A 13,413-nucleotide genomic window follows, 5' to 3' on the forward strand; every position below is an offset into this window, starting at 1 on the left:
TGGATTTATATCCATGCTTTTCTTTTATACTAATGTGTTCTCTCGTATTCTCTGTATATTTCAAGTAATTCCTTTGCTGAATAAATACCTTTGGTAGTAATACCCAAATCTTTAAGCAATAGTTTAGCACTCACAATAACACTTTCTTCTTCCATAAACTGCTCATGAACATTATTCAGATATTTTAGAACTTTGAAAGCATTAAATGCACCAAAGAATTTCTTTCTAAAAGCATCAATGGAAGCACAGTTACGATTAATCTGATCTAAAGCTTCGAAGAAATTATCCTCTTTCAGATAACTTCTTACCGGACCAGGTAACTCAACAATTAGTTTATTAATAAATGTATCGTGGTCAACGCCAAAGAAATCATCAACTCTATCAAATAAAACTTTTAAATCCCTGAAGGCTGCATAATTATAATTTTTATAATTACTAATGCCTTCGTTCACAAAAGTAGACATCGCTTTCCCTGTTCCAAAAGGGACCCGATCCGACGTACGAGGAGATGGAATAACCCGGGTATGCTTGATTTCATAGAAATTACCCAAAGCAATAATTTTTTGCAGAAAATAAAAATCTTCGCCAGCCTGACGACGATTCATCCCACCTTGTTTAATATACGCTTCAGCTGAAACGGCAAAACTGGAACCAACTGTATGATAGGCATGCGGGTGACCTGCAAATCGCATAGCAAGCATATAATAGCGCAAATACAATTCATACTGAGCAATGGAATTATAGATTATTTCACTGAACTCATCCCCTTCAAGAGGGTGCTCATAAAATATATTTGCCCCGTTTGCCTTAGGATACTTTTTAAATAACTTTTCAATTTCAGTAAAATAGTTGATGTCACATGAAGAATCGGCATCATAACCCGTAATAATACCATTAGACTTACCAATTTTATTGAAACGACTCACCGCCTCGTCCATCGCAATTTTACGAGCTAATCCAACGCCAGCTGCTTTTTGGGGTAAATTAGGCTGATCAATCAAAAAGAATTTCAATTTCTCATCCTCATGTAAAGACATCCACTCTTTGGCATCAGCAATCGTTTTAGCATTTTGACTTAATACTTCATCTGAAACTTGCTCCCCCGAGTTGACGATAACAATAACTTCCACCTTAAAACTAGGTCGATCACAGAGCCAAAGAGCCTTTAAACTTGAAACCAAGTCGGGTTCATCAAAGCATGGAATTGTAACGACTAGTCCCAAATCGTCTGGCACACCACTCGTTATATAATCTGGGAAGACTTGCTGCTTTTTTAGATATTTATCTGCGAAACTCATTAATCTACTTTGTAAGTTTTATACTGGTATTCCTTTCAATGGTGACATAAGTAAAGTCATCATCAGGCACAAAGATAAAAAAAGGGCAGAAAGCTATAAGCCTCTGCCCTTTTATTCAATATTTTTTAATTTTATTTCTTATATCTGGCATTTAAACCATCGATAATATCTTTAGTTATGTCCAAACCATTAGCAGAATGTAGTACAGTCCCACCTTTAGTTGTGCTAATAATCAAACTAAACTTATGCTTAGCGTTATATAATTCCAAATAGTTTGTAACACTATCAAATAAACGCTTAGAGTTCTCGTTTTGCTCAGCCATCAGTTCAGAACTCAACTTTCTGTCAAGTTGATCCAAGTTTTGTTTCTTCTCCATCAAGTCTCTTTGTGCATTCTCTGCACGCTCACGGTTTAAGAAACCTTTGTTTTGCAATTTACGTTGAAAATCAACCGCCTCTTTCTCTAATTTTTGAGCTTTGAAATTAAAATCAGTTCTAGAATCTTCTTGCTTCTTAAGAAACTGTTCGTTCAAATCGACAGAAAAATTATAATTGGATAATAATGAATCAGTATTAACATACACAACAGCACCTTCTCCAGCAACGGTTTTAACTTCAGTTTTATTCTCGCCTGAGAAATGTAAAAAGAATAAAATTCCAACTGCAACAATTAGAACTGCATTAAGAACAATGGATAAATTTTTCATGTTTTCTAGTTTGATTTTAAATTGCTAACCCGAAAGAGAACTCCTAATCAGGAAAATTGCCCAAAAGCAATTTCTTTTGAAATTATCTTCATAGGCGAATAGTAGCGTATATTAATTGATTTAGGTACTTATTTAGACAATTCAAAATTGGCAAAAACCTTGGAATCTATTCCGTTTTGAATTGAGCCTAGCAAATATAAGTTTTTAATGAGAATGGAAAAATTTCTGAGATAGATTTTTCCTTTGATAGTAAAAAATGACAGCATATTCAAAATCAATCGAAATTGCTGATAAACGTCATTCTTTTTATTTCTCATGATGTCTACATTTAGCCAACAATAAACCCAAGATTAACCCTTAAAACCACAAGACATGTTTAATAAAATGATCGCAGCGACCCTGCCTTTTATGCCAAAAAAATTAGTTTGGTTATTTTCTAAAAGATATATCGCCGGAGAAACAATTGACGATGCAATAAAAGCGTCGCTCGATTTAAATGCTCAAGGCATAAAAATCACTGTCGATCTTTTAGGTGAATTTATTAAAGATTTAAGCCAAGCGACAGAAAATAAGGATGCATACCTGGATATTATCGAAGCTTTCGAAAAAAATAAGATTGATGGTAACTACTCTGTAAAACCAACTTTCTTCGGCTTATTAATTGATCCTGAAGTTTGCTACGAGAACATTAGAACTGTAGTTGCTAAAGCTGCAGAATACAATAATTTCGTTAGAATCGATATGGAAGATTCTCCATGTGTGGATAAGGAAATCGATATGTTTAGACGTTTGAAAAAAGAATTTCCAAATAATGTTGGACTAGTAGTACAAGCATACCTTAAGCGCACACATACCGATCTTGAAAACATGATGGATATTAAGAACGGATCAGTGTTGAATTATCGTTTGTGTAAAGGTATTTATGTAGAGCCTGTTGAGATTGCTTACAAGAAATATGAAGAGATTAACGAGAACTATATCAAAGATCTTGATTTCATGTTAAAGAATGATATCTATCCTGGTATCGCTACTCATGATAAGAATTTGATTCAGCCAGCGTATGACTTAATTGAAAAGTACAATGTGCCTAAGGATAAATATGAATTCCAAATGTTATATGGTGTAACACCTGAACTTAGACAATCTATCCTTGACCAAGGACACACCATGAGAGTGTATGTTCCATTTGGAAAAGATTGGTTTGGGTATTCAACTCGTAGACTTAAGGAAAATCCTAAAATGGCCATGCTGATTATAAAAGCACTTTTCAGCAGAGGATAAGACAAAAAAAGCGGTGAAAAATCACCGCTTTTTTTATTCATTTTTTACGCCATATCTATACATTTGCTGAAGGATTTTAACTTCTGAATCTGTAATAATTGATTCCGATATTTTCATCTTCCTCTTTCGTTTCAACCTTTTCAACTCAGGTAATGTTCTTGTCGTACTCAGTCCCGCTGTCATTTCAGTAGGAACCATGGTTTTATTTTCAATAGCCACGACATGATTTCTAATGAGTAAATCGGTATTCGCTTTAGCATCCATTGTGCTTGGTCTTGTCGTTAAAGCTTCATAAGTTGCTGAGTTGACATTATTTTTGGCTCTAACATACTCAGGCGTGTTGACCTTAGCATTCATAAATGCTTCTTTGAAATCACCAAATCGAGGTAAAATCAAAACCTCTTGAAGTGCGATAGTATCCTTTGCAAGAAATACGCCAAACAGATAATCATCCTGTTTCAAACTATCACTCACAATAACTTTTACATCATGATAGCCAACAAATGAATATTGGATCGTATCTCCTGAATTCACCCAAAAAGAAAATCGTCCATATTCATTAGTCGTTCCAGCTCGATTTTTATTCACTCTAAAATGAGCATAAGGCAAGCCTTTCAGATCAACCTGATCCATTACAGCTCCTGTAAAAAATATAGAATCAAGATTATATCTCTGAGCTTTAGTTTCTTTCGAAAAGATGAAAGCAAAAATTATAACACAGCACAATACTAATTTTCTCATAAAGCAAGGTATTTCGGTCTAAAATTCATTTATAATAAGATCTTCGAGTTTTCGTTTGGGCACATGATGTACGCCCTTTTCGTCTCTCCAATACTTTATATCATCATTTTTCATTTCTTCAATAACGATTTCTTCTTTAGGCTTCCCTAAAGCGATCACCTGAATCAATGAATAATCATCAGAAATATTCAGAAATTCTCTAAGGTTCTTTTCTTTAAAAGCCCTCAGAATACATCCTCCAAAGCCATCTTCAACAGCACCTAACAACAAATTCTGTACGGCTATCCCATCATCACAAAAATAATTTTTGCTCAATCGTTCATCATTCAACATGATGACATAGGCCACTGGTTGCTCACCCACAATCGGTCCAGTCCAATCGCTTAAATAGCCTGCCCAAGCAAGACTTTCAAAGACATTTTTACACATCTCTTGATTTGTCACAGTCAAATATCTTAAACTTTGGGCATTCCTACCAGAGGCACCAAGTCTAGCCATATCTATCCATTGTCTCAATTGTTCTTTATCAATGACTTCATTTTGATAAAAACGACGATAACTTCTATTTTTTAATACTAAATCTTTTAACATTCGAATCTTAACTTTTTATACGGTTGAAAATGTCAATTAGATACACTTTGTTTAGAAATAAAATCTTATTAAAGCTCTTTTTAAGGTAAGGATTATATTACTTTTCATCAAGAGTTAAATTCAATTTAAAATGAAAAGTAACTTAAGTAAATAAAGCTCTTTTTTTTTGACATTCCTTAGAACTAACTAATTAACTAAAAATTATTATAGGTGAGTACAAATCTAAAATAAAAAAAAGCTGCTACATAGGTAACAGCTCGGTTTATAAAACAAATAAAATATATCATAGATTTTCAAAACGAGTTTCTATCAACTCCCAATCAATCAACTCCCAGAAATTTTCAATATACTTAGGTCTAGCATTTTGCGTATCCAGATAATACGCATGCTCCCATACATCCAAAGTCATAATTGGCGTCAAATTATCGCAAAGTGGATTTGCGGCATTAGAAGTTTTTACGATACTAAGTTTATTATTTGCATCGGCAACTAACCAAACCCAACCAGAACCAAAAAGAGTAGCTCCAGCTTTCGAAAATTCTTCTTTAAACTTTTCAAACGTCCCAAAGGTATATACTAAAGCATCGTACAATTTATTTCTTGGTTTACCGCCACCCCTTGGCTTAAGAGCCATGAAATAAAATGTATGATTAAAAACCTGAGCAGCATTATTAAAAATTCCACCATCCGATTTAAGAATAATATCAACCAAATCGGCATTTTCAAACGAAGTCCCTTCAATCAAATTATTCAAATTGTTAACGTAAGCCTGATGATGTTTTCCGTAATGAAACTCTAGTGTTCTTTGAGAAATTAGGGGTTCTAATGCATTTAGTGCATAAGGTAATTTTGGAAGTTCATGTTTCATAATTTTGTTTATTTGATTCACTCTAATTTCACAAAAAATCTTGAATCAGGCAAAAAAAAGATCGACTCTCGAATAAATTCGAAAGTCGATCCCAAAATCAAAAAAACAATAAACAAAACTAATCCTGAAAGCGCTTTAACGCTTCCTCCCAATTAATTACTTCAAAAAATTCTGAAATATAATCGGGTCTTCTATTTTGAAACTTTAAATAGTAAGCATGTTCCCATACATCCAATCCTAAAATTGGTGTTCCTTTTACTTCTGCATCATCCATTAAAGGATTATCTTGATTAGGCGTAGAGCATATTTTCAAACTACCATCAGATAGTTTTACTAACCAAGCCCAACCTGAACCAAAACGAGTCGCTGCTGCTTTTGAAAATTTATCCTTAAACTGCTCAAAACCACCAAATGTATCATTAATCGCTTTTTGCAATTCTCCGGTAGGCTCTCCACCTCCATTAGGAGACATTAACTTCCAAAACAAATCGTGATTATAATAACCTCCACCATTATTTCTAATAGCAGCCGATTGTCTTGAAACACTTGCCAAAATTTCTCCGATACATTTCCCGTCAAGGTCAGTCCCTGCAATCGCCGCGTTTAAATTATTAGTATATCCAGCATGATGCTTCGAATGGTGAATCTCCATAGTTCTAGCATCGATATGTGGCTCTAGAGCATCATATGCATACGGTAATTTAGGTAATTCAAAACTCATATTCTAACAGTTTAAATCAGTAAAAGAAATTATTGAATCTGACTATCTTTATTTAATCTCGTTTTCAATAACAAAACAAATCTATACTATAAATAAATCTCTTCCAAATATTTTAAGACAAATTTGTCTTTTATTTTCAATATTTAGCACAATCAACATTATTATAGTCTTGATTAAAGAACCTTAGATGAACTTTTCTCTTACAATTAAGAACATCCTCAAGTCAATTCTGTAATTTCGCAGCGAATTAAATCTGAAGAACAGAAAAGTGAACAAGAAAATATTAGATATCGCCCTACCTAACATCATTAGTAACATCACCATCCCACTATTAGGGATAGTCGACTTGGCACTGATGGGTCATTTAGGAGAAGTAGATTTTATTGGCGGAATTGCTTTAGGTGGTACCATTTTTAATTTTCTTTATTGGGGCTTTGCCTTTCTTCGAATGGGAACAAGTGGCATCACAGCACAAGCCTACGGAGCTAGAAATTTAAGCGAAAGTGTTCTTTCTCTTGGGCGAGCATTACTCGTTGCTGTTGCTGGAAGTGTTCTTATATTATTACTTCAAAAACCAATTTCCCTTTTAAGCTTTAGTTACATCGACTCCGAAACTTCAGTTGAGAACATTGCACTCTCCTATTATAATATCCGAATTTGGGCAGCGCCTGCTACAATATCCCTTTACGCATTAACAGGTTGGTTCATTGGCATGCAAAATTCAAAAATACCAATGACCATAGCCATCATTTGTAATATCATCAACATCAGCTTATCAGCATTTTTTGTTTACGGCTTAAATTTAGATGCCAGAGGGGTTGCGCTAGGAACTGTAATTGCTCAATATTGCGGTCTTATTTTAGCCGTCTTCTTTATTTGGAGACATTATCGCAAACTTTTTAAATACTGGAGCAATAAAGGCTTATTAAAGATTAAAGAACTGAAGCACTTTGTGTTGATTAATAAAGATATTTTTATACGAACTCTTTGTATCATTTTTGTCTTCACATTTTTCACTACAGAATCAGCAAGCACTAACAAGACGATACTTGCGGTTAATTCCCTACTGCTACAATTCCTTTTTATTTTTTCATATCTAATGGATGGCTTTGCTTATGCAGCAGAGGCTCTAGTTGGACGATTTGTTGGCGCTCAAAATCGCAAAAGTTTTCTTACAACTGTTCGATTCCTATTTATTTGGGGATTGGGAATCAGTCTTATTTTCACCCTATTTTATGCTTTGGGTGGCAATTGGATTCTTTCAATGTTAACCAACAGTTCCGAAACAATTTACGCTGCTGGCCCCTACCTGAAATGGTTAATTTTGCTTCCAATATTGAGTTTTGCATCCTTCCTTTACGATGGAATCTATATTGGTGCAACAGCATCGGTCTACATGCGAAAAACCATGATGGCAGCAACTCTACTCATCTTTGTGCCTGTTTATTTCAGTCTTAAAGGAATTTTATTTAACCATGGTCTTTGGATTGCCATGTTATCGTTTATGCTTGCCCGTGGGATTTTTCAAGCTCTCTATTTTAAAAAAGCAGTATTGGTGAAATTCAAATAGCCTGTAGTAAAACGCTTAACCTTTTACCAATTGAGACTGAAACAATTTATTCAGAAGATCTTCAAGCACTTCAGTAATTCGATCTATTTCAAGATCATCAATATTTAAATGATCAGTCGCATTATCCAGGTTTCCTGCCACATACGAAAGTTGAATCACATCAGTATTCGACTCCAAACAAGCATACAATACAGCAGCTCCATCCAGACTAATGATCTCTGGGTAGTTTTTAATGTATATTTCTCCTATTTGAAATAGATTAGCTGGAATGGTATTACAAGTCATACCGCTCACTTTTCGGAATGATGTCAGTATTTCAGAATAATCAGAGGGATTTTCAAGAATCCCATTATTAAAAGGGCTTTCATTTTGAGGAATCAGTTCCAAATCGAATAAAGATTGAAAACCTGAGTCATAAGTAAAACCAAGATCGCCAAAATAATCGTCGATCACATTCACCAAACTCCCAACTTCAGATTTCTCATTAAGAGTAAATGATCTTCCCAAATGAACAACTAAGTCGTAGCTTTTACGCTGAATAGCTTTATTGACCCAATGACTAACCAGACTTCCTCCATAACCTGATATTAGAATATCAAATTCGTTTTCAGCCAATTGAAATCGAGCATAGTTTTTCCCATAATTATCAATCAATTGAAGTTGACTAATAAATTTTTGAAGGGAAATAAAAGTAGGACTAACAATTAAAATATCCATAGATGCAAGTACTTAGCAATAACAAAGCTTCCTAAAATTTGCTCAATCGACGAAAAATATACTTAAATTTGCGAGCTTAAGCCAATATATTGATGATCCCTACTTTTAAGGTGTATCAATAGTATTTATTTGAACGACTATATTTAAACACAAATTATAAGATGGAATTTTCAATTAACGAAACGGAAAACAAAGGTTTCACAAAAATAGAAAAATTCAACCAGGAAACGACTGAGCAACTCATGTTTCATTACAATAAAGTATTGGAACTACTGGGCGAAGATGTGAATCGTGAGGGACTTAAGCAAACCCCATTAAGAGTGGCAAAAGCCATGCAATTTTTAACTCAGGGTTACCATATTAAGCCTGAAGATATCTTGCGTTCAGCTATGTTTAAGGAAGATTATCGCCAAATGGTGATTGTGAAGGATATTGAAGTTTATTCTATGTGTGAACATCACATGCTTCCTTTTGTGGGAAGAGCCCATGTAGCATATATCCCTGATGGAACCATAACAGGTCTTAGTAAAATTGCTCGTGTAGTAGATGCTTTTGCTCGCCGTTTACAAGTGCAAGAGAGATTAACTACACAAATTAAAGATTGTATACAAGATACGCTTAAACCTCTTGGAGTAGCTGTTGTGATCGAAGCAACTCACATGTGTATGTCGATGCGTGGTGTTCAGAAACAAAATGCAATTACAACAACTTCTGATTTTACCGGAGCTTTTGAAAAAGTAGCAACTCGCGAAGAATTCATTCGACTGATCTCTTCAAAAACGATCTAAAAAAAATTGAGTATTGAGATTTTAGAAATAAATATCTCTTAGAATAATATTAATAATAAATCGCATAATTAATAAATATTAGATTGAACATCAGTTTTTGCCTATTTTAATACTAAGTTTTAAAATCATCATATTTCTCTGTTCTTACATCTAATATCTAATTTTAAGCTATGAAAGCATATGTATTTCCTGGGCAGGGAGCCCAATTTGTTGGTATGGGTAAAGACCTATATGAGAACTCTGAACTAGGTAAAGAACTATTCGATAAAGCTAACGAGATTCTAGGTTTCAACATTACTGAGTTAATGTTTAACGGAACTGACGAAGATCTAAGACAGACTAAGGTGACTCAACCAGCTATCTTTCTTCACTCAGTTATTTTAGCAAAAACTTTAGGAGATGATTTCAAACCAGAAATGGTTGCCGGTCATTCATTAGGTGAATTTTCAGCTCTTGTTGCTAATGGTGCTCTATCTTTCGAAGATGGTTTAAAATTGGTTTCTCAGCGTGCTATAGCTATGCAGAAAGCCTGTGAAATAGAGCCTTCGACTATGGCCGCTATTATTGGCCTTGATGACGAAACTGTTGTGAAAGTTTGTGCCGAGATTGAAGAAGTTGTAGTTCCTGCGAACTTCAATTGTCCTGGACAATTAGTAATTTCAGGTAGCATAAAAGGTATTGAAATTGCTTGTGAGAAATTAAAAGAAGCGGGTGCAAAACGTGCTTTACCTCTTAATGTTGGTGGTGCATTCCACTCGCCTTTAATGGAGCCTGCACGTGTTGAGCTTGAAGAAGCTATTAGAAACACAACTTTCTCTAAACCTACTTGCGCAGTTTACCAAAATGTTAACGCTAAGCCAGTTATCGATCCAGAAGAAATCAAGCAAAATCTTGTTGCTCAATTAACTGCTCCTGTACGTTTTACTCAAACTATGGAGAACATGATCGCTGACGGAGCCACTTCATTCACCGAAGTTGGTCCTGGTAAGGTTATTCAAGGTTTAGTTAAGAAGGTTGACCGTAAAATGGAAACTGCTGGTGTAGATTCATACCAGGCTTAAGCCTAAAAAAAACTATCAAAACAAATAAGAGATCTCGACTAATCGAGATCTCTTTTTTTTTATACATGTATGTCATTCTAACTAAAATACTATTTAAAGCTAATAACAGAGGTCTGTTTTTTCCCATCCATCAGAATCTCTAATGGTTTAGCAAAACGGACATGTTTAAAATAATGGATATGATCAATCAGCTCTTGCTTATTTAATACATCCTCATTTACAAAACTAGTCTTTAAGTTTGATTTTACAGAGAAGTATCCCACATTCATAGAGGTTACGTTGTGAAAGAAGTGAGAACCTAAGGATGCATCCAAAGGAAAATCATCAAGCCCTTGTTCCACAATAACTTTAGCGTTCGATATTTGTGACCACAATACCGGGATTCCAGTAAACCTATCTTTAGTTCCCCAGCGACCTGGACCAATAAGCACATATTCCCTGTCTTGCTCTTTCATTTTCTGATTAAGAATAGCCATTTCTTGAGCCATTTCTTCGGTTTTAATTCGATCAAACTTACTCAAGTCCATAAAGATAACGTCACGAACATGATCTATTTTACCATTTCCCATACCCTTATCAGCCAATAATACAAGCTTCTCTCTATTAATCTTTGACATGTCTATCTCAACACTCATTTCCTGACGGATAAGAGGTTTAATTTGTAACAAATTAAATGTTGGTAAACCATTCTTACCTTTTGAAAGGTCAACCGCAAATTCAATTTCAACAGGAGCTCCCATAGCCTGCTTAAATATATTCAATAGAATACTTAAAGTTTGAGCTAAAGGAATTTGATTGTATTTTAAAATATTGGCAAAATCGACTACTCTAGGACCTCTAAGATTCAAATCAGGCTCAATTCTATCGTTGCGACCATCATAAACTGAAGCACAATGCAACAGATTACCATCCTTTTCTGCCACTGATAATTCATATTTTAGGGTTGCAGCATCTTCCCCATCCTCCAATAGATTCAGCTTATCAGATTCCATGTTTATTGCGTAGAAATAATTCTGGGAGTCTTTCACCTGATTTTCAATAGATGCCAATTGCAATTTTGGATGTTCAGGACAAAAACGATGCGTTTTCTCTCCTCCTACAACATACTTACCTAAACCGATACCAAGTACTGCAAAACCATCCTCTGGTTTCATATACGAGAAAGGATAATAATTGTATGACTGTGCAACACCACTAATGTTTGGATAAAATTTACCATTGTATTCCTGCCCTACTACCTCTTGAAGAATGACAGCCATTTTTTCTTCCTCAATTTTATAATCAATTGCCGAGAAATAAGCCTTTGCTTCTGGAGTAAAAATTGAAGAATACACCATTTTTATTGCTGTTACCAAATGCTCAAAACGCACTTCAAAATCTTCGTCATTATTGGGAAGAAGATAGGTTGCATAAACACCTGCAAAAGGCTGCATTAGTGAATCCTCGAACAATCCCGAAGAACGCACAGCCAAGGGCATTGTCATATTTTCAAGATACAAACGAAGTTTCTTTCGAAGTTTCTCAGGTAATTTAGCATCTAAGAATTGCTTCTTGATGGCATCGTAGTTTTTTTCATTGTAAATTTTATCGAGCAGATTATTTGCTTCTAGAAAATTATCATATTCGTCAACTCCAATAATAGCTGTTCTTGGAATAGTAATATTGATGTCTTTAATCAGTTTCTGAAAACTAATGTTTTCGGTAAAATTACTCAAGAAAGCAAGACCACGACCTTTACCTCCCACTGACCCCCTACCAAGACGAATCACATAATGATTCGAATTAGCCAAACTAGGTCTAAATTTTATGATTCTACCCCGCAATTGTTTCAATCGCGAAGCTTCAAAAACATCCAAACAGAATTGACGCAACTCCCGAACCGTCTTAAAGTCTGAAATTTGATAACGTCGAAGTTTTTTCGCAATATTAATTTCTCCTCTAGCCATCAACCAAGTCGAAATCCCATTTCGTTTGGAGTGAAACAACAAGGATTCATCTGGAATGTATTTTAGTTTCTCTTCAAAATCTTCAAGTGATTTTGCCATTGCGACCTGAGTACCACTCTGATTCTTAAAAACAAAATCTCCAAAGCCTAATTTCAAGTGAATGAAATTAAAGATATCTAGAGCTAGAGTATCACTATTTTTATTAATAAAATCAGCATTTACCTGAAAAGCCCGCATTGCATTGTCGGTGTCATGCGATTGCATCACACACGGAATTCGCATTTTTTTATCCTGGACATAAGAAATTAAATCGACCCCGGCATCATCATTCAATTTACCATCACGAGCAAATCGAACGTCAGAAATCACACAAAGCAGATTTTCAAGATATTTATCTACAATATCAACGGCATCTTCATAGCTACTCACTAAAATAACCTTTGGTCTTGCACGCATCTTCAAGATTTTGTGCATCTCATCTATATCATCTTCATCAGAAATTACTTTCTGAGTCTGAGTCATAACTGATGTGTAGAGAAGAGGTAAATAACGAGAATAGTACTTCACAGAATCCTCAACCAACAGCATAACACGAACGTCACCAATCTTACAATCTGGAGCAAGATTCATCTTATCTTCGATGTATTTTGTCATGGCCATAAAAATCTTAGTCGATCCATTCCATACAAATACTCTCTCAATATTATTTTTTATTTTATCAGCGGCCTTATCAAAATACGCCAAATCGCTATTATTGTTCACTAAAACCAATACTGGCAAATCAGGCTGCTTCTTTTTAATTTCCTGACTCAGTTCCAATGGCGATTCTTTATCAAGTCCTGCCATTAAAATGACAATATCGAAATTGCGCTCATCCATAGCCTGAAGAGCTTCTTCATTGGTGGTTACACTAGTAAAACGTGGTGCAGTATATAAGTTAAGCTGTAGATATTCTCCAACAATTTTATCAGAGAACTGTCCTTCTCTTACAATCGTATATGAATCGTAATAAGTCGCAACAAGAAGAATTTCCTTTACCTTAAATGGCATTAGTTCTTGAAATATATCTCTGTCGTTCTTTTTCCTTTTATAAATTTTCGAAATCGCAATCTCTTCCATGTCTG

General features: G+C 34.8%; 12 protein-coding genes. 4 read left to right on the forward strand and 8 right to left on the reverse strand.

Annotation, left to right across the window (positions count from 1 at the left end):
• Positions 1-29 precede the first annotated feature (29 nt).
• Together DWB61_RS14455 and DWB61_RS14460 are read right to left on the reverse strand one after the other, a co-directional pair.
• Positions 30-1,298 (reverse strand): glycosyltransferase family 2 protein, encoded by a 1,269-nt coding sequence (locus DWB61_RS14455; protein ID WP_125031627.1) that lies wholly within the window; start codon positions 1,296-1,298, stop codon positions 30-32.
• 131 nt (positions 1,299-1,429) lie between these two features.
• Positions 1,430-2,005, reverse strand: coding sequence for an OmpH/Skp family outer membrane protein (locus DWB61_RS14460; RefSeq protein WP_125031628.1), 576 nt, complete (start codon positions 2,003-2,005; stop codon positions 1,430-1,432).
• 372 nt (positions 2,006-2,377) lie between these two features.
• Between DWB61_RS14460 and DWB61_RS14465 the strand changes: the two genes are divergently transcribed.
• Complete coding sequence (locus DWB61_RS14465) at positions 2,378-3,286, forward strand: proline dehydrogenase family protein (protein WP_125031629.1); 909 nt, start codon at positions 2,378-2,380, stop codon at positions 3,284-3,286.
• Between the two features lie 33 nt (positions 3,287-3,319).
• Here DWB61_RS14465 and DWB61_RS14470 read toward each other — a convergent pair whose 3' ends face one another.
• The 4 genes from DWB61_RS14470 to DWB61_RS14485 form a co-directional block, all read right to left on the reverse strand.
• The gene (locus DWB61_RS14470; protein WP_125031630.1) at positions 3,320-4,027 is read right to left on the reverse strand and encodes a peptidase associated/transthyretin-like domain-containing protein; all 708 of its coding nucleotides are present in this window, start codon (positions 4,025-4,027) and stop codon (positions 3,320-3,322) included.
• A gap of 18 nt (positions 4,028-4,045) precedes the next feature.
• Complete coding sequence (locus tag DWB61_RS14475; protein WP_125031631.1) at positions 4,046-4,618, reverse strand: nitroreductase family protein; 573 nt, start codon at positions 4,616-4,618, stop codon at positions 4,046-4,048.
• 283 nt (positions 4,619-4,901) lie between these two features.
• Entirely contained in the window at positions 4,902-5,486 is a 585-nt protein-coding gene (locus tag DWB61_RS14480) for a superoxide dismutase (protein ID WP_125031632.1), read from the reverse strand.
• A gap of 118 nt (positions 5,487-5,604) precedes the next feature.
• Entirely contained in the window at positions 5,605-6,207 is a 603-nt protein-coding gene (locus DWB61_RS14485; RefSeq protein ID WP_125031633.1) for a superoxide dismutase, read from the reverse strand.
• A gap of 268 nt (positions 6,208-6,475) precedes the next feature.
• Here DWB61_RS14485 and DWB61_RS14490 point away from each other — a divergent pair, with 268 nt between their 5' ends.
• Positions 6,476-7,777 (forward strand): MATE family efflux transporter, encoded by a 1,302-nt coding sequence (locus DWB61_RS14490; protein WP_125031634.1) that lies wholly within the window; start codon positions 6,476-6,478, stop codon positions 7,775-7,777.
• 15 nt (positions 7,778-7,792) lie between these two features.
• On the opposite strand, the gene DWB61_RS14495 is transcribed toward DWB61_RS14490, so the two are convergent.
• Complete coding sequence (locus tag DWB61_RS14495) at positions 7,793-8,494, reverse strand: nucleoside phosphorylase-I family protein (protein ID WP_125031635.1); 702 nt, start codon at positions 8,492-8,494, stop codon at positions 7,793-7,795.
• A gap of 161 nt (positions 8,495-8,655) precedes the next feature.
• Between DWB61_RS14495 and folE the strand changes: the two genes are divergently transcribed.
• Positions 8,656-9,282 carry a GTP cyclohydrolase I FolE gene (gene folE / locus DWB61_RS14500; protein ID WP_125031636.1) on the forward strand — a complete coding sequence of 209 codons (627 nt, stop codon included), beginning with the start codon at positions 8,656-8,658 and terminating at the stop codon, positions 9,280-9,282.
• A 170-nt stretch (positions 9,283-9,452) separates the two neighbouring features.
• Positions 9,453-10,343, forward strand: coding sequence for an ACP S-malonyltransferase (fabD, locus tag DWB61_RS14505; protein ID WP_125031637.1), 891 nt, complete (start codon positions 9,453-9,455; stop codon positions 10,341-10,343).
• Between the two features lie 89 nt (positions 10,344-10,432).
• On the opposite strand, the gene DWB61_RS14510 is transcribed toward fabD, so the two are convergent.
• Positions 10,433-13,408 carry a PEP/pyruvate-binding domain-containing protein gene (locus DWB61_RS14510; protein ID WP_125031638.1) on the reverse strand — a complete coding sequence of 992 codons (2,976 nt, stop codon included), beginning with the start codon at positions 13,406-13,408 and terminating at the stop codon, positions 10,433-10,435.
• Positions 13,409-13,413: the final 5 nt, after the last annotated feature.

It is taken from the genome of Ancylomarina euxina (assembly GCF_003863355.1).
Taxonomy (GTDB): domain Bacteria; phylum Bacteroidota; class Bacteroidia; order Bacteroidales; family Marinifilaceae; genus Ancylomarina; species Ancylomarina euxinus.

Bases quoted from the DNA above. Each gene is read 5' to 3' on its own strand.
- folE (WP_125031636.1), top strand. From the start codon at position 8,656: ATGGAATTTTCAATTAACGAAACGGAAAACAAAGGTTTCACAAAAATA.
- DWB61_RS14510 (WP_125031638.1), bottom strand. From the start codon at position 13,408: ATGGAAGAGATTGCGATTTCGAAAATTTATAAAAGGAAAAAGAACGAC.
- DWB61_RS14495 (WP_125031635.1), bottom strand. From the start codon at position 8,494: ATGGATATTTTAATTGTTAGTCCTACTTTTATTTCCCTTCAAAAATTT.
- DWB61_RS14485 (WP_125031633.1), bottom strand. From the start codon at position 6,207: ATGAGTTTTGAATTACCTAAATTACCGTATGCATATGATGCTCTAGAG.
- DWB61_RS14480 (WP_125031632.1), bottom strand. From the start codon at position 5,486: ATGAAACATGAACTTCCAAAATTACCTTATGCACTAAATGCATTAGAA.
- DWB61_RS14465 (WP_125031629.1), top strand. From the start codon at position 2,378: ATGTTTAATAAAATGATCGCAGCGACCCTGCCTTTTATGCCAAAAAAA.
- DWB61_RS14455 (WP_125031627.1), bottom strand. From the start codon at position 1,298: ATGAGTTTCGCAGATAAATATCTAAAAAAGCAGCAAGTCTTCCCAGAT.
- DWB61_RS14470 (WP_125031630.1), bottom strand. From the start codon at position 4,027: ATGAGAAAATTAGTATTGTGCTGTGTTATAATTTTTGCTTTCATCTTT.
- DWB61_RS14460 (WP_125031628.1), bottom strand. From the start codon at position 2,005: ATGAAAAATTTATCCATTGTTCTTAATGCAGTTCTAATTGTTGCAGTT.
- DWB61_RS14475 (WP_125031631.1), bottom strand. From the start codon at position 4,618: ATGTTAAAAGATTTAGTATTAAAAAATAGAAGTTATCGTCGTTTTTAT.
- fabD (WP_125031637.1), top strand. From the start codon at position 9,453: ATGAAAGCATATGTATTTCCTGGGCAGGGAGCCCAATTTGTTGGTATG.